Here is a 17181-nt window from a genome sequence, read left to right on the forward strand (position 1 = left end):
TAATGACCCCAACAATCAGATGGTTTTTGGGAGGCCAAAAATACTGCAACATTCGGAATCTATTCAGGGGTACCGAAGCACAGGCTGGTATTTCCCTCTTTACGAAATCCTTATTGCCTTCCGGGTCCGCTTTTTCCAATTACCTGTTCCGTACAGTATACTTCCAAGTGGGATGCTATTAACCCTGAATCCATTCGATATCACCTCGTCTGCCAATGACTTCGTGAAACTGAACAGGGGAGATTTTTCATTGTTATAGGTAACGTTCCCCCCTGCTTTCTCTACTGAAAATGTATAGAATAATCGAACCTGACTGTTGGTTTTTCATATGCTCTACAGATAATTTGCTCAAATAAACAGCAGAAAAACAACTCCATTTCCTCGTAGTATAATTCCATGCTAGCTTCTGTTGCTTTCCCACATTGCTTACACCCTTCATTATTGATAAGATATGTGGTACCCTTTCCTTACAAAAATTTATGCGCACAAATGGCTTTCACCAAAAAAATGAGTGTCAATTTCATATGCAAATTGGCACTCATTTAGAATTATTTTTATAATGTTTACGAAAGTGAACGGAACCAGTTATTATATGCGAATCCCTTTTATAAACATTTATTATTGTTTTAAATAGGTATCCAGAAACTCAAGTACAGCCCCATATCCTTTTATCCGGTTTTCTTTTTTCATAAATCCGTGCCCTTCATCCGGAAAGACGATATACTCAACCGGAATATTGTTCTTTTTGAGGGCCTCGACGATTTCGTCGGATTCCACTTGGAGGACACGCGGGTCATTGGCTCCCTGAAGGACAATGAGCGGCTTGTTAATCTTATTGGCATGGAACAATGGTGAGATGCTCCGGATGTAGTCTGTTTGGGTGTATGGATTTCCGAGTTTTTTATACAGTGCATCACGGGAGCTTTCCCACCAGGCTGGAATGCTCTTTAGTGTGCGTTCCCAGTTGGATACTCCAAAAATGTCTACCCCTACATTAAACTCGTCTGGTCTGAAGGCCAATGCGGCCAGGACCATATATCCGCCATAACTTCCCCCGATGATGCCGATTTTTTCGCCATCGATTTCTTCTTGTTCCTTCAAGAAGGTTTTTGCCTGGATGCAATCCTCCAGATCAATTTCGCCATGTTTCAGGTCAGCAGCGCTAAAAAATGTTTTCCCATATCCGGAGCTGCCGCGGTTATTCACTGCCAGGACAGCATATCCATGATTGGCGAGATATTGGAATAGCGGGTTATAATCGGTTCTTGATTGCCCTCCAGGACCGCCGTGAACATAAACTAGGGCTGGGGCTTTCTCACCAGCTTTTACACTTGGCTTGTAATAGATAGCTGGAATGTCCAGCCCGTCAAAGGATGGATATCGAATCACCTTCGCATCCGTTAAATCAGCCTGGCTGATTTCTGGATTAAGGGTCTCTGTGAGCTTTTTCAGTTCAGCTGTCTCAAGAGTATAGGTATATAAATTGGTTGGTGAAGTCGGGCTGCTAAACAAGAAAGAGATCAGTTCCTCATTTGCCGAAAACTTTAAATCAATGATTTGCCCTTCAGGCAGTTCAGGAAAGTCCAAGTACCGGCCGGAGTTCACATTCAAGACCTTAACCACTGTTCTTGCATCAGCATTCACGCTATAAACCAGATAGTTACCCTGTTTCGAGATGTGGGAGGCAACGATATCCCATTTCTCCTTGAGAAATTCCTCAGCAGTTTCAGATTCAATATGATACTTTTTCAAATAAAGGAACTCGTCATTTTCATCCGTTAAGTAATAAAGGCTCTCGGAGTTTCCGCTAAACCTTTGAGGAATGTTCTGGACGTCTCCATCATGCGGGGTGACATGAATGAAGTTCTCTGTTTCGCGGTCAAAAATGTATACATTTGCATCATTTGCATTGGTTAATTTCCCAAGTGAAATAAAGCGTTTGTTAGGAGAAACCGACCCGAATTCATACCCTTCATCATTTGTAAAAATACACGTTGATTCAAAGCTGGCAATATCCAATTCATACACATCCATAAACCCTGGATTCCGTTTATTGGAACCGTAGAAGAAGCTCTTTCCATCCTTGCTCCAATGATAAAACTCTGCCCGCTCCTGCTCCCCTGGAGTCAGGTCAACCGTTTCCCCGTTTTCATTTTGCATATAGATATGTAAGATTTCATTCCCGCCTTTATCACTTAAAAATAGAAAGCGGTCATCTTCCGGAAAGAAGGACACTACTTGCACTGCATCTTCTTCGGAATGGGTAAACTGAGTCCGTGTTCCGTCTTCAGTCGAAACAGAATAAGCATTATAGATGCCCGTTTTATCCCCTGAAAACAATATCTTTTTTCCGTCAAAAGAAATAAAATTGCCCGCTATCGATTCGGAACCATAAAACTGTTCAAGCGTATACCGTCTAATTTCAGTTGTCTTGCTCTCATTTGTCATAGCCACATTCCTCCCCTTTGTGTTTATTAATTCTATAATTTTGCTGGAAACCCTTTAATGCCAAGAAATTAAACATCTAATCAGATTCTATTGTTCATAAACATACTTTATGAACCTTTCTAATTAGGAGGAAATTATGGACCGTTCAAACAAGCCTAAAGTGAAGCCCTATTTACTGACACGTAGTTTGTTCCCGGAAAACCAGGAGACGCCGATTCAATTTATAAATACTGACATTATCCCTGCTAAGTTATTTTATAGGCGGAATCACTTTTCTTATCCAGCTCTTTCATACTCGAATTATTGGCTTCCGATCAACGGGAGTGTAACAAAGCCAACAGTTTTTTCCATGCAAGATCTTCTTCAAATGCCTTCAAAAACATTACACGTTGTCCTTGAATGTTCAGGCGACAAACGAAGCTTTTTCGAACCTAAAGTATTTGGAGAACAAATGGAAAAGGGAGCGATAAGTCAGGGTATTTGGAAGGGCGTACCATTACGCTTCCTGCTTGAACGTTCTGGAATAAGAGAAGGAGCGAGAGAAGTTGTTTTTGAAGGTCATGATTTTGGGGAAAGAACTGATTTAGATGAGGTTTTCCCCTATGCCAGAAGTTTGCCTATAGAGAAGGCGCTCCATCCTGACACGATCATTGCATATGAATACAATAACAAGCCGATTCCGTTTAAGCACGGTTATCCACTGAGATTGATTGTGCCACAGTGGTATGGAATGGCCTCCGTAAAATGGATCAAACAGATTCGGGTGATCGATTCTAATTTTACAGGTCCCTTTCAAGTAATCGATTATATGTATTACCCTAATAAAGAAAATAATAAAGATGCCTTTCCTGTTACGGAAATCAATGTAAACTCGACTATTCAAAAGCCTCTGGATAAGCAAATCTTAAATACTGGGAAACATTTGATTAAAGGGATTGCCTGGACAGGTAACGGGTCTATTTCTCAGGTAGAAATAAGTGTAGACGGCGGGAGCAGCTGGCTGACTGCAACATTAGAGCCTGCTAAAAATGAAGGTTATGGCTGGCAATCCTGGTCTTATGAATGGGATTTAGCGAAAAAAGGTGAATATGTGATTCTGTCAAAAGCAACCGATTCATCAGGACGTACCCAGCCAACCACCCCTTTTTGGAACCGGAAGGGCTATGGGTATAATGCCATTGATAAAATTAAGGTTAAAGTAGAATAGCCTTCTCTTGCAGAAACAATTGGCTTTGTCGAAGGGCATAAAGGAAATCTTTGAGCTTACATTACCTATTATTTATGATGAAAGTAACGTTTTTGATTCCCCATTTGCATGCTATGAATCTAATACAGCTTAGACGCTTACAGTAGATACATGAGGTATCAGACCTCATGTATCTACCTTGTTACGTATTGTAAGGGGAACAACGTAATTCAATGGTTCCAATTTATTTGTTTGCCCCAGGTACATCTCTTTTTTTTTCAATAATATCCATTTGTCTCAACACGAATTCGGGATAGTCATTAGCCTCCTTTAAATTCAACCGATAAATAAGATAATACCTACTACAGCAAAAAATAAAGAAAGTAAATAAGCCCAGTCTTTTGTTACCACTCTAGTAGTTTGATAATAAGTTCTATCCCTTCCACCCGTAAATCCTCGTACTTCCATCGCAATAGCAATTCGTTCTGATTTTCGTATTCCTTGCGTAAACAGTGGTAATGAGTACCTTATGAAAGCTTTCCAACTATTCTTTTGCTTGTAGCCTCTCACCTTATGGGCGATTTTCATTTGGTTAAATTCAGTTTGGAATAACGGGATGAAACGAAACCCTGCTAATAGACCGTACGCCCACTTTGGCGAAAGTTTGCATTGATGAATAAAGCTCATAATAAGTAAGGTTAAGTCTGTTGTTGAGGTAAATAATAAACCATATGTAACAAACCCCAGCATCCTTAATGCAATCGTTAAGCCATGATTCATACTCTCCACAGTAATATGAAACCAGGCCCATCTCCAAATGGTTTTTTCCCCTTCCCCAAAAGCTGCCATCATCCAAAATACAAAGATAAAAAATCCCAAGTACGGAAGCAGCCTTGTTAAAATGAATGTCATTTTCCATCCTCCAAACACAACTCCAATCAATATGCCGAGTACCCAAATCCAAAAAGTTACTAGTGGATTTGTTGTGGTCATCAACAGAAACATAACTAACAAATGAGAGAGAAATTTAATAGTTGGATTTAGGTAAGCCAGGAAGGAATCGTTTGATTTCATACAAGTACACGCTCCCCTCTTGCATGAGCTAGCTGGTAATGAAGTGGCGGAATGATCTCCGTCTCACTTAAAATAGTTTGATTAGAAAATAACCCGTATGGTGTCCCTTGATAGGCAACTCTTCCTTTATTTAAGAGAATGACTTGATCGGAATAAGTATCAACCAACTCCATATCGTGAGTAACCATCACAATGGTGGTTCCCTTTTCCTGTCTCTCCTTTAATCGCTTAATAAGTTCATTTGCTGTTTTTTCATCTTGACCGTAGGTTGGTTCATCAAGCAATAATAAAGGTTGATCAAACAATAACATGGTTGCAACACTTAACCGCCGTTTTTGTCCCATACTGAGAGTAAAAGGGTGAGAATTGTAAAGCGACTCCAATTTAAACTCCCTTAATAGTTGAACAGTTTTGGCATGAATCTGCTCTTCTTGCCAATTTCGTTGTCGGCCACCAAAAGCAATTTCGTCAAATACTGTATCTGTTATAAATTGAAGCTCGGGATTTTGAAAAACAAAACCTGCTTTTTCATATAATTCTTTATCCGGCCATTTTTCAATTTCCTTATTTTGAAAATGAATACTGCCATTTTTTATTGGCGCTAAACGGATCAAACTTTTTAAGAAAGTGCTTTTTCCACTTCCATTCGCTCCAACGATCGAAATCCACTCACCTTTATGAATATCTATATTAATGTTCTTCACGATGGTCTTCTTTCCATACCAAAATTCAACATGTTCTGTTCTAATCAAAGTATCCGCATAGACCCTTGCTTGATGGTTGGTTTTAAGCTTGTTTGTCAATTTGATAGATAGAGGGTGTGAGGTATTTTCGACAACATCCATCCACTTATAAGGGAATAGTTTAGGGCGCCAAATTCCTGCTTCTTCCATCTCATGATTATAATTCCGAAAAATCTCTTCCGGCTCCCCATCCGCGATAATGCTTCCGCTCTCATTAATCATAATGACCCGATCCATCCAATCAATGCATCCATCTAGCACATGTTCGACAATAACCATCGTTTTATTTGTAGTTTGTGATAACTGTTTCAATAAATCAAATATCTCCATCCTGCCTGCTGGGTCTAATTGGGCTGTTGGTTCATCAAAAAACAATACTTCAGGTTCTAATCCTAGCAAACAGGCTAATGCCAGCCTTTGTTTCATTCCCCCCGACAGTGTTTCAATGGAAGTTTTTCTATCAACCTTTAATCCTACTTTATTCATTAAATCTAAAATGATTGGTTCCATTTCACTTCGAGGAATCGATTGATTTTCGAGACTAAACGCAATTTCTTCATCAACACGAAGCATACAAAATTGAGAGTCAGGGTCTTGAAGCATGACACCGGCGCGACTTCTTAGAAATACTTCACCGCTTACTTCTGCTTCAACATGCTCAGGAATGATACCTGCAAGAGCAGAAATCAATGTTGATTTTCCACTCCCGCTCGGACCAAGTATTAATACCTTCTCTCCCTTATTTATCGACAAACTAATATTATTAAGGATACTAGTAGAACGATTATAGAAACGAATGGAAAGATTTCTACAGCCCAGAAACATGAATCTCACCTGTTTTTCTTTTTTCCTTTATCAATTCATATTGGTCTAAAACACCAGTCTTAGCTAGTGCATCCGCTACTACCTTCGCCAGCCATCCTCCAAGAATGATTCCGCTAATTATATGAATTGCTAACGTGGTAAAAAATACTTCTGTCGTGTAAAATCCAAAACCATTAGCCAATACGTTATAGACCATGCCCATTATTGCAGCCAGAGCACCCGATAGCATCAACGTACCGAGGCGGTAGCGCTTGTATCTAACTATTGCGAAAGCCATCTCAGCCCCAATCCCTTGAAACACTCCTACTAACAACGCAGAAAGACCGAAATGGCTTCCCGTTAAGAGTTCCACAGCCGCTGCCGTAACCTCCGCAATAAAAGCCGCACCTGGTTTTCGAATGATATATGCAACTAGTGGACTGGCAATCACCCATATCCCAAACATAAAGCCTGCACCAACTGGCCCCACGATAGCCGAAACCGGAATCCATAGAGTTGACCATCCCAAATAAATAACTCCACAAGTAACAGAGAGAATGACTGTAAGGACTACCTCCTTCATTTTCCAATTCATCTGTTTACCGCCTCCATTTTCACTGGCCATTCCTCAAGTTTATAGGCCATATCCCAAAACATATATTCAAGCTGGCAGCTGATTAAGAAGTGTTCTTTCATTTTTGCTTTTTCTTTCTCTGTTGTTTCCTTTGCCCATTGATCTATCCGTGCACAAAATTTTGGGGTAATCGAATCCGTCCGATTCCCATAAAAATGAATCCAGTCATAATAGGGGTGTGAGGAATCCGGTTCAACCTCATTTAACAACCTTTTTCCAATTTCCCAATATGTCCATGGACATGGCAATAAAACAGCCAAAATTTCACCTAATGTTCCTTCATGAGCAACTGTAAGCATATGACGTATGTAATGAAGTGCAGACGGTGATAAAGGAAATCCTTGCAGTTCCTCATATTGAACACCTGCTACCTGACAAAAGTTTTGATGCGGATGTATTTCGCTGTTTAATATGAAGGATATTTGCCTATTGAACATCTCCATATCTTCACGATCCTCACATTTCATAATCGCTGCCGCATAGACTCTGATAAAGGAATTCAAATACTCAAAATCTTGTTTGACATAATGGATAAGCTGTTCCTTTTTTAATTCACCACTGGCAATGCCTCGTACAAAAGGATGTTCAAAGATAGCCTCGAAAATCGGATTTGCCTCTTTTCTCAATTCAGCCGAAAAACTCATGTTATTTCCTCCTTTAGTTTTAATAGGAAGACTTAAAATGGGGTCATTATGGAGCAGAAATGAAAAAAACCGCTCCAAAAATGGAGCGGCCGAATATATATGACACTATATCCTTGCACGAACTCCACTTTCCTACGCTAGTATGAACTAGATCAGGTTCAAAGGGTCCAGATCAACTCTGTCTCAGCCAGTAATGGCTCCCCTAGTGGTCTTCCTATTAATATGATAATCTTTACATTACACACGCTTTTTAATAAAGTCAATCAAATTGAAAATTTAACTTAGATGAATTGCTAAAGCCCGTATCAAGCCATACCAGCTAATCGAGCCTTTTAACACTGGGTTTTCTTAATCGAGATGATTTGTTGCTGCTAACTACCATTCCGCAACCCAACCCGGATATTTATCATCCGCAAATCCATATAATAAAAGCCAAGCCCCGCATTCTCTGCTGCCATAGCACAGTTTTGCGCTCCACATCATAAACTCTTGATGGATCAAGCGCAAGCTATTTTTTACATCCTGTTAAAATTGGCACAAAATAGAGCTGCTTTAATACAAAATTTATCATTAATTGCACTAAGCAAGAATTAACCACCTTTTTGGCCAATCGTTACACAAGTTACACCTGGCAGCCATTGTGGCTGTGAACCCTACTGATTATACAAAGTTCGGTACGGGGAAACTAACGGTTGAAGCCAGACCGAAAAGCCCTGTTAATAACATAACTAAATAGAATCCGGGACTTTATCGCAGCACCTTTCAAGACGCTCGCGTAACATGCCACTTCCCACAACGACCAATTCTGCTTAATTCTTCTAATAAACTAAGGAACGATTCTGTAATCCTAATTTTAATATTGCGATGAAACTTGCGAAAACCCACTTTCCTTTCCCCCTTACAAAAGAACCCTCTGCGCATCCCCATACTACAGAGCCGCTGCGCTAGAAATACGTTATACACATGATCCAGTTTGTCCTCCACACGATAGAGTAAAACCAAAGTAAAAAAGGTGTTGATCAGTTAGAACCCCCAATCAACACCTTTAACCTTTATAGGTAACCTTATATTTTGCCTATATACTCTTGCTTCACGTAATTAACATCTATTCAATTTCAAATACACCAAATCTACTAATATAGTCTGTTTCGACAGTTATTTTCCCGTCCTTGTACTCCCCACCAATGACCTCCCATTTCTTCGTTGTTTCGCTGTAATAGGAGACCTTCACATTCTCTGGATTTTTCACAAGTGTAGAATCTATATTAAATGTTAATGTGACTTTCCCACTAAACTTATGATTAGCTCTTGATTTGATTGTAAAGTCATATCCAACTAAAGCGGATTTATCTTTTACTTGTTCTTCATTAACTTTAAATTCTGTTTCACTGTCAGGCATGGCGGATGCTGGGAATTGAAGCTCTACTACTCCGTTTGAAATAACTAAAGTTGCATTTGCTTCTTTCAATTTTGAAATTGCTTCTGCAGTTAGGACGATTTTGGCATTTTTTTGTTCAGCAATCTCGACAACTACAGTTGCATCTTTGTCTAATTCATCAAATGCATTTGCATTCACGGTATATTTGTTACCCTTCCGCTCCGGTTTAACCACGACCGTAGCAGGTTGAAATTCCAACCCGTTTATACCTAATTGAAGAGCTTCAATCGCTGCCTGTAGTTGTTCCTCGGTTTCTACTTTTACAAGTGCTGTTTCTGCCGCCACGATTGAATCCTGTAAAGTATTAAATGACACTTCGGTATATTTTCCGTCATCATTTGAATAATTTTTAGCTTCTTCTATTAAACTTCTCAGTTCAGTTAGGTCTAATGGTGGTTTAGGTTCTACGGTTAATTTTACAGTTTTTCGAGTCACTTTAGCAGAAAGATCCATATTGAGATCTACATTTTTAGGAAAAGCACTATAATGAATGTTGTATTGACCAGCAGGAAGCTCCGAAATTTTCTCCATTTCATGTTTACCTTTAACCAATAGCTTAACATTTGTGTTGCCACCTGTTGAAGAAAACATATATTCATCTTCAATCGAAAAGTCTATTTCGTTATTCTCCTCTGTATTTAATCCTGCTAATAAATCAATACTTTCACCTTGTTTAATTGTAACATCCTTAATACCATCAAGCGTTGGGGCAGTTGCGTAATATTTTATCGCATCTTCTTCTTGTTCAGCAGTTCTCATATATTTCACATAATCAATCTCAAATTTGGTTCCTGCTAAGTCTGGCCCAACTGGACCTGGCCAAGCTCCCCCCATTGCTAAATTAAGTTGAATATAATGGGGCTTATTAAAGACTGCCATTGCTAATGGATCATCTGAGTAATTAACCACTCTTACAACTCTTTCATCTACGTACCATTTGATTATTCCCTCTGACCATTCGATACCAAAAATATGAAAATCATCGTTGAAGTTACCTGCAGGAATTGTGTATCCTGTTCCATTACCTGCATATTTACCGTTATTATCTGTACCTGCACCATAATGAATGGTCTGCCAAACAGTACGGTTATTCCAGGAACCGTCTGCAGCTGAGCCGATTAACTCCATAATATCGATTTCACCCGTTCTTGGCCAACCACGCCCTTGCAACGGATTAATTTTGCCATCAAGTGTAAAATCTGCTCCTAAGGTCCAGAAAGCAGGAAACACACCTTGGCCCTTTGGGATTTTAGCACGAATTTCAATTTTTCCATATAAGTATTCACGCTTACCGTGTGTACGAATACTCCCCGAGTTATAGATAACTTTTCTATCAGGATTACGAGGGTTATTATATTGATCTTCTACTGGTCGATCAGTTGCTTGTAGAATTAGTTTCCCGTCATTCAGATACACATTTTCCTGATTATTAACATAATGCTGCTGTTCCCAACCACGAATAGATCCAAGCTCATAACCCCAATCTTCCATATTTAATTCATCTTGATTGAAGTTGTCTTCCCAAACCAAATTATATTCAAGACTTTCATCATCTCCAGAATTTCCATCAAGCTTGACCATTGTCACATTATCGATATAAAGATTTGCACTTTTTGTAGCTTGTTGATCAGACCATTTTACTAATTGGATTAAAACTTGCGTATGATTTCCAGAGTTGAATTCATAGGAAACTTCTTCCCAATCCAAACTGGTAATTGCTTGATCGACGACAGTTCCACCTTGGTTTTGGTCTATTCCTTCTTTAGTAATAACAGAACCCTGAGTACCATTATTCCACCATCTACCCGTGAAAATTCCTATTGCACCTTCAATGTCTACTTTACCCTTGGCAGTTACACGATATGTCGTGTTAGGTTCTACGTTCACGATTTGTCCAATATAACCACTGCCAAAACTCCCTGATAGCGCCGTTTTCGGCACACTACCTGATCTATTTCCATCTCCATAGCTTACGCCTGTAGCAATAACACCTTGATTTCGACTATTCCAGCTATTGTCCTCCAATTCAAAGTCACCATTTTTTATCAAGTTAACATTTTCTTCCGCAGATACCGCAATTGAAAATATGCAACTGAATAAAACGAGAGTAAATAGAGTGGCAAGAAATCTACTATTCTTCAAGAAAAGCACCTCCATAGTTTTTTATAAATTCGTACGGACTTGTCTAATTCAAAAATGATTAAATGAAACTAATGAAACCGTAATTGCCCACCAGTTTCTCGATATAAACCTCGAAAAGATTCATTGGAATACTTTTTTCAATTTCCCAACTGATTATTCGCTGGCTCCCATTATCTTTTAATCAAAAAACAAGATGTTCAAATTCCCTACATAGTGACCAGCTCTTGTATTTTCTGTTTTAAAAAAACAAAAAACGGTGCCTGCATTTTTCATGCTTAGCAAGCTTCCCATCGGCAACCCAATGAGTCTATTTAAATTTAAGCGCATACAATTCAATCATTTCTGTAACTAAAAGCGTAATCGTATCTAGATTCATCAGCTGATCTTCCGCATGCATAAATATTAGCGAGAACTCTAGCTTTTCTCCACTAGCCTCTTTTTGAATGAGTGAAGCATGCGTTTTATGACCTTCTATAAAAAACTGTTTGGATTCGGTCAATTTTTCCTCAGCTAATTCAAATTTGCCTTCTTTTGCTGCATAAAGCGCCTCCATCACTAGGCTTTTTGCCATTCCTACGTTACTAATTATTTGAAACGACACTTCATAATAATCGTTTTTATCTTTTGTCATGATATCTATCTCCCCATATCTTATATGGTTTAAATTCTAAAACTTATTTACTTTCAATTATTTGTAATGCTTGTTCAAGAACTTTTTGACCGTTCATCATACCGTAGTCCTGCATATTAATTGCTGCAAGAGGAATATTCTTACCTATTAATTTCTCTTCAATTTGTTTTTTCATGTATCTTACTTGGGGTCCTAGTAATAAAACATCTACATTATTTTGTTCGAGAGCAAATTCAATTTCTTGCGCTGATCTGGCGAAGATATTAGCTTTAATGCCTTGGTCTTCAGCTGCCTTTTGCATCTTTGTAACTAGTAAACTCGTACTCATTCCCGCCACACATACTAACATTATCGTTTTCATAATATACTCCCCCTTTGAAGTAAGAGTGAGACAGCAGCCGAATCGCTCTATCTTATGTCTCACTCGTTATGATATTTTCTGCCTTATTTTTCAAACAGTCATTTAACTATAATTGACTAATTTGAATCCTGTACGTTTTTTATTGTTATTCAGTGTATTTATCGCTGCCAATAAACTGGCTAGATATATTATCTATTAATCGAGCGAGATACCATAGAGACGGTATGCCGAATGCCACGGATTGCTTTGCTCATCGCAAAAATATTTTCTACAGGCGCAAGTCCGGAGTACCCTGCATCACCAATATGTTGAATATCTACCCCACAAATTTTATTTCGAATTGCCATTTGCTTAATCGTATCTTCATCGGAACTTTCTTGGCTCGTACCAATGGCAGATAAAACCAAAGCACCATGTAGATGAGCTTTTTTTACAATTTTTTTCAATTCCTCTTCATCAAAACCTGGGACAGTCCCCACTGCAGGAACTAAAATGATATCTGCACCGGCCTCAATAAATCCTTCTACCACATCTGCATCCGCAACGGGTTCATCTACTCCTGCTCCATGCATTTTTCCGGCGATAATCAGTCCAGTATAATGTTTCTTTGTAAGTTGGATAGTCCTTTGAATTTGCTCATTTGTTACACCAGTACCAGGGTTCCCCGTTAAACACACAAAATCAAGACCCAATCTTTCAACTTCTTGAATGGTTTCTAAATTGGCTTGGCGACCTTTTGAAATGATTAGTCTTTCTTCCTCCATATTTGCTGCATTATCCACTGGCTCTAAATTTATACCAATCGGACGACCGACCAACCGGCGAAGTTCCTCTACGAAAGAGTCTTCTTCCATTTCTAGTCCTGCAATCTGCGGAGAAAACACATCAACCCCATTCAATAGAATCAAGTCTGCACCAAACGCACGAGCGATTTCTGCATTGGTAATATCTCCAATATATGATTCACGGACAGCAACATTTTCAGACATAATAACGCGTCCCGCACTTGCTTTGATACTTTGCTTCAATTCTGCTGCCGTCATTTCTAATATTTCTGATGTATTAGCACTAATCAATCGTTTTACCAACTTTAATTCATATCCCTTCACTTGCTTATTATAGTTATCTCGGGTCCAATTTATCTTTTAGTTCAATCAATAATGTTCTATTTAGATAGAACTAACAAAGATAATAATGATGATTTAACCAATCCATCTTAGGAGTTTTTCTATAGAGGTTGTTATTAGGAATTTTTCTATAAGGATTGTTGCTTATTTTAAAAGAACTAATTTGATTAAAGTAAAAGCTGGCGATTTCTTAAAAAACTGCCTCACCTTAAGATACATTTTTTTCTGTTAATGCGTCTTTTCGTTCTAGTGCTTTATAGCGTTTTTCAATCGCTAGTACAAATGGCAAGTAAAGTAAGATATCCAAAATAATTAATACAATTTGTAATATTGAACCACTTATACTACCTGTAATTAAAAAGCCACTAATGATTGGCGGCATTGTCCAAGAGGCTGCGGCTTTAGTTAATGGTACAAGTCCCATCGCTAGTGCTGAATATGCAACAATAACGTTTACGATCGGAGCTAGAATAAATGGAACAACTAACATAACGTTTAAAACAACCGGAACACCGAACATGGTTGGTTCATTAATGTTAAACAAGCCAGGTGTAACAGTAATCGGTGCTAACGCTTTTGTTTGTTTGCTTGTATGCTTTTTACGAGCTAGATATCCTAAAACCAGAACTAAACCAATCGTCGCACCACCACCGCCAATATAGACGAAGTTATCCATGAAGGACACAGTAATAATATGTTGTAATTCCTGGCCTGCTTGATAAGCCAAACGGTTAGCATCTAAGTTAGCGATCCAAACTGGCTGCATCACAGAGTTGACAACATTTCCTCCATGAATTCCCACAAACCAGAATAAACTGTTCAGACCAACCACGATAATTGTTCCGAAAACATTATTTCCCAATAGTCCTAATGGTTTACCTAGGATTACTTGTGCAATATCATGAACGTTAGGTAGATTTAATGAGGTTAAAACTCCGTAAATCGTTAACCACATTGTAATAATTACTGCACCCGGAATAATTGCACTAAAACTTCTTGAAACGGCTTGTGGAACACTTTCAGGTAGTTTAATTTGAATATTTTTATTAATAAACCACTGAAAAATATAGCCATTAATCAAACCCATAATGATTGCAATAAACAAACCTTTAGCTCCCATATAAGCAACAGGCATTCCTGCGCCAGCATCAGAGGAAATAAATGGGGTTGCAATGATAAAAGCTGATATAGATATAATACCTGAACCAATCCCATCTACTTTAAACTGCCTTGTTAAACTATAAGCAATACCGAAACTGGCGACTAAACCAATTAATCCGAAGCTACTATCCGTTCCTTTCCATAAATAATCCGCAACACCAATTTCACCTAACCATGCTTCCCAACTTGCAACCGGAAAACTAGCTATAATCATAAAAAGAGAGCCAATAATAATTAACGGCATGGCTAGCGTAATTCCATCCCGGATTGCAATTAGAAACTTGTTGTTACCTACTTTAGAAGCAACTGGCATCAATTTTTCTTCCAAAAACTCATTCACTCTACTCACTTTTCTTCCCCCTCAATTTGTTTGAAAGTAAATTATCATTGCGATGACTCAATTAAATAATGCCCTTTCATTTCTAATTGTTTACTATTTTTTGTATTCACGATCCCTATTCTAAATCGATAGAACCGCAACCATTACAGAGTGAAAATTCATAAAATACGGAGCCAGTCTTGTTGCGAGAAGAATCAATCTATCAAAAACAATGGATACTCTTCGGCTAGGCCTCCTTATTATTATTTATTATTATTTATTATTAAAAATAAAGTAAATACCCTTATAATCACTTTAATTAATAATAATTTATAATTAAACAATAGTTTATGTAAGCGCTTTTGTCAATACGAATATTTTTGAATTTTATAAATATTTATTTCGCTTATTGCCTGCTCACTTAATATCAGGGCTCTTCAATCCTTAGAGCAAAATGAATTGTTTTCGATTACCATTAATATGGATTGATTTGTACTCATTATATTATTATAATTTATAATTAATAGGATAAAATCTCTTTATTAGGTTGGGAAGGAGTAAGACCACTGTGCAATTAACAAACAAACAAATGATATTACTTTCGAAAATTTTAGATACAATTTATGTAAAAGGACCTATTTCACGTATAGAAATTTCCAAACAAACAGGCATAACTCCTGCCACCGTTAGCGAACTTACCGGACATTTATTAGAAGATAAGTTGATTTACGAACTTGGAGAAGACTCTTCTGATCACAAAGGATCAGGACGCAAGAGGATTTTCTTAGATATATCAAAAGATCACAGTTTTTATATTGGATGTGAATTATCTGAAAAATATTTATCCTTCTGTTTAAGTGACAATACTGGAAAAATCCATGAAAAAAAAATTATAAAATTGGATGCTGGAAACCATAGTGATTTGTTAACAGAGGAATATTTTATAAATGAATTAAAACAGTTTATTCTTATTTATAACTCCTACCAGCCCAGAGCTATAGGTATAGCGTTACCAGGACATTTCAATGAAAAAGCTAAAACGATATACAGTAACAAAGCACTTTGGAAGAAGTTCAATCTAGGTGCTGTGTTGAACAGTTTTGATTTACCGATTTATTTTCAAAATAATGTTCATTGTATGGCCAATTCAGAGAGAATATTTGGCGGGAATTATAAAGATCATAACTTTATTTTCTTTCATGTTGGTAGAGGGATGTTTTGTTCTTATATGTACGAAGGAAACACTTATGGAAAAGGCAATTTTTTAGTGGGAGAAGTCGGTCATACGGTTGTTCAACCGGGCGGAGAATTATGTGAGTGTGGAAAAATGGGCTGCTTGCAAACTTACGCAAGTGAAGCATGGATTATAAAAAAATCTCGGATCCTTTTTGAAAATTCGAATACAACTTTCTTACGCCAATTGTCACCGGACAAACATTGCATCACAATTGAAACGATTTTAAGAGCTTATAAAATGGGAGACGAAGGCGTTATCAACATTCTTAATAACGCCATTAAATATCTCTCGATTACAATTAATAATTTACCAATGGTGATTGATACAAATAAAATTATTTTACATGGAGAGTTATTTAGTGAACCTGAATTGACAAATATCCTCAGCACTTATTTAATACAAAATAAAATTCTCCTTCCCATCGATAACAAATGGGACATTGTATTTAAAAAATATAATGATATAAATGGAGCTCTAGCAGCATGCAGTCTCGCTGTTTCAAACTTTTTATTACAGCATTAATAATAATACAGATGGCAGAAATACCTTGTGAAAGAAGAAAATATTTAGAGCCTGACCCCCAGTACGGTAATGCTTTAATGCACTAGTGATCAGGCCCTATCATTTAATACTACTATCCATGTATATGTGTAATTCATTTTCTCCCCCTTTCATTGTTTTTTATTATGTAAAGGTCTTACATTTTTATATTGATTAAAAAAGCAGAGAAAGATTTTTCTGCCTAATTTTATAAAGACTTCATTCATGTAAAATGAATTCAACTCTATGTTAGTGGTCAATTCTTTACCCAACACATTCCAATAAAATAATGAAATTGGTAAACTAGGAGTAAAAAATAGAAAAGCCGGATAACACCCGTCAGGTGGAAAAAGATACACTTTCATAAATTACAAAAAAGACTACAATCAATCTCTTTTAAAAAAAAGAGAAACTGTAGTCTTTTGTTATTCAATAAAATTATTAATTCTTCCACCTTATAGATCCAAACCCAGCGTGCGGATGCTCGCTATATTGCGTTTTAAAATATTCGTATTCTAATTCTGACAATGTTAATTCATAAAGATGTTTTTTATTTTTTTTATAGTTGTCTAAGCCTATAAGTTTACTAATTAACTCACTTCTTTTTTGCTCAACCATATCCTTTAATTTACCCAAAATAAAAACCCTCCTTTTTTAACTTTGTTCAAATGGGATACCATTTTAAACGATAA

General features: G+C 37.4%; 13 protein-coding genes and 1 riboswitch. Of the genes, 2 read left to right on the forward strand and 11 right to left on the reverse strand.

Going from position 1 to position 17181, the window contains the following annotated elements:
- Nucleotides 1-618 precede the first annotated feature (618 nt).
- Nucleotides 619-2448: an alpha/beta hydrolase family protein gene (locus TY16_RS14230; RefSeq protein WP_052342741.1), complete on the reverse strand. Its 1830-nt coding sequence runs from the start codon at nucleotides 2446-2448 to the stop codon at nucleotides 619-621.
- Between the two features lie 136 nt (nucleotides 2449-2584).
- Between TY16_RS14230 and TY16_RS14235 the strand changes: the two genes are divergently transcribed.
- Entirely contained in the window at nucleotides 2585-3655 is a 1071-nt protein-coding gene (locus TY16_RS14235; protein ID WP_043932536.1) for a sulfite oxidase, read from the forward strand.
- Between the two features lie 315 nt (nucleotides 3656-3970).
- Here the strand turns inward: TY16_RS14235 and TY16_RS14240 are convergent, their stop codons facing one another.
- From TY16_RS14240 to TY16_RS14280, 9 genes are all read right to left on the reverse strand, one after another.
- On the reverse strand, nucleotides 3971-4708 hold the full coding sequence (locus TY16_RS14240) for an energy-coupling factor transporter transmembrane component T family protein (protein WP_043932537.1): 738 nt from the start codon (nucleotides 4706-4708) through the stop codon (nucleotides 3971-3973).
- Nucleotides 4705-6276 carry an ABC transporter ATP-binding protein gene (locus tag TY16_RS14245; RefSeq protein WP_043932538.1) on the reverse strand — a complete coding sequence of 524 codons (1572 nt, stop codon included), beginning with the start codon at nucleotides 6274-6276 and terminating at the stop codon, nucleotides 4705-4707. Before TY16_RS14245 ends, TY16_RS14240 begins: the two co-directional genes overlap by 4 nt.
- The gene (locus TY16_RS14250) at nucleotides 6260-6850 is read right to left on the reverse strand and encodes an ECF transporter S component (protein WP_043932539.1); all 591 of its coding nucleotides are present in this window, start codon (nucleotides 6848-6850) and stop codon (nucleotides 6260-6262) included. Before TY16_RS14250 ends, TY16_RS14245 begins: the two co-directional genes overlap by 17 nt.
- A complete protein-coding gene (gene tenA, locus TY16_RS14255; protein WP_043932540.1) occupies nucleotides 6847-7533 on the reverse strand; it encodes a thiaminase II in 687 nt (228 codons plus the stop codon). The genes TY16_RS14250 and tenA overlap by 4 nt, the downstream gene beginning before the upstream one ends.
- 112 nt (nucleotides 7534-7645) lie before the next feature.
- Nucleotides 7646-7747: riboswitch (TPP riboswitch) on the reverse strand.
- An 891-nt stretch (nucleotides 7748-8638) separates the two neighbouring features.
- Complete coding sequence (locus TY16_RS14260; protein WP_197028401.1) at nucleotides 8639-11113, reverse strand: family 16 glycosylhydrolase; 2475 nt, start codon at nucleotides 11111-11113, stop codon at nucleotides 8639-8641.
- A gap of 307 nt (nucleotides 11114-11420) precedes the next feature.
- Nucleotides 11421-11744 (reverse strand): PTS lactose/cellobiose transporter subunit IIA, encoded by a 324-nt coding sequence (locus TY16_RS14265; RefSeq protein WP_043932541.1) that lies wholly within the window; start codon nucleotides 11742-11744, stop codon nucleotides 11421-11423.
- A gap of 43 nt (nucleotides 11745-11787) precedes the next feature.
- The gene (locus TY16_RS14270; RefSeq protein ID WP_043932542.1) at nucleotides 11788-12105 is read right to left on the reverse strand and encodes a PTS sugar transporter subunit IIB; all 318 of its coding nucleotides are present in this window, start codon (nucleotides 12103-12105) and stop codon (nucleotides 11788-11790) included.
- Between the two features lie 188 nt (nucleotides 12106-12293).
- The gene (locus tag TY16_RS14275) at nucleotides 12294-13193 is read right to left on the reverse strand and encodes a DUF7916 family protein (protein ID WP_043932543.1); all 900 of its coding nucleotides are present in this window, start codon (nucleotides 13191-13193) and stop codon (nucleotides 12294-12296) included.
- 247 nt (nucleotides 13194-13440) lie between these two features.
- On the reverse strand, nucleotides 13441-14742 hold the full coding sequence (locus tag TY16_RS14280) for a PTS sugar transporter subunit IIC (RefSeq protein WP_043932544.1): 1302 nt from the start codon (nucleotides 14740-14742) through the stop codon (nucleotides 13441-13443).
- A gap of 538 nt (nucleotides 14743-15280) precedes the next feature.
- On the opposite strand from TY16_RS14280, the gene TY16_RS14285 reads away from it, so the two are divergent.
- Nucleotides 15281-16471 carry an ROK family transcriptional regulator gene (locus TY16_RS14285; protein ID WP_052342742.1) on the forward strand — a complete coding sequence of 397 codons (1191 nt, stop codon included), beginning with the start codon at nucleotides 15281-15283 and terminating at the stop codon, nucleotides 16469-16471.
- 459 nt (nucleotides 16472-16930) lie between these two features.
- Here TY16_RS14285 and TY16_RS14290 read toward each other — a convergent pair whose 3' ends face one another.
- Nucleotides 16931-17125: a Fur-regulated basic protein FbpA gene (locus TY16_RS14290; protein WP_043932545.1), complete on the reverse strand. Its 195-nt coding sequence runs from the start codon at nucleotides 17123-17125 to the stop codon at nucleotides 16931-16933.
- Nucleotides 17126-17181 lie beyond the last annotated feature (56 nt).

The sequence above is a fragment of the Bacillus sp. EB01 genome, assembly GCF_000613125.1.
GTDB lineage: Bacteria > Bacillota > Bacilli > Bacillales > Cytobacillaceae > Bacillus_D.

Bases quoted from the DNA above. Each gene is read 5' to 3' on its own strand.
- TY16_RS14235 (WP_043932536.1), top strand. From the start codon at position 2,585: ATGGACCGTTCAAACAAGCCTAAAGTGAAGCCCTATTTACTGACACGT.
- TY16_RS14270 (WP_043932542.1), bottom strand. From the start codon at position 12,105: ATGAAAACGATAATGTTAGTATGTGTGGCGGGAATGAGTACGAGTTTA.
- tenA (WP_043932540.1), bottom strand. From the start codon at position 7,533: ATGAGTTTTTCGGCTGAATTGAGAAAAGAGGCAAATCCGATTTTCGAG.
- TY16_RS14250 (WP_043932539.1), bottom strand. From the start codon at position 6,850: ATGAATTGGAAAATGAAGGAGGTAGTCCTTACAGTCATTCTCTCTGTT.
- TY16_RS14265 (WP_043932541.1), bottom strand. From the start codon at position 11,744: ATGACAAAAGATAAAAACGATTATTATGAAGTGTCGTTTCAAATAATT.
- TY16_RS14240 (WP_043932537.1), bottom strand. From the start codon at position 4,708: ATGAAATCAAACGATTCCTTCCTGGCTTACCTAAATCCAACTATTAAA.
- TY16_RS14230 (WP_052342741.1), bottom strand. From the start codon at position 2,448: ATGACAAATGAGAGCAAGACAACTGAAATTAGACGGTATACGCTTGAA.
- TY16_RS14245 (WP_043932538.1), bottom strand. From the start codon at position 6,276: ATGTTTCTGGGCTGTAGAAATCTTTCCATTCGTTTCTATAATCGTTCT.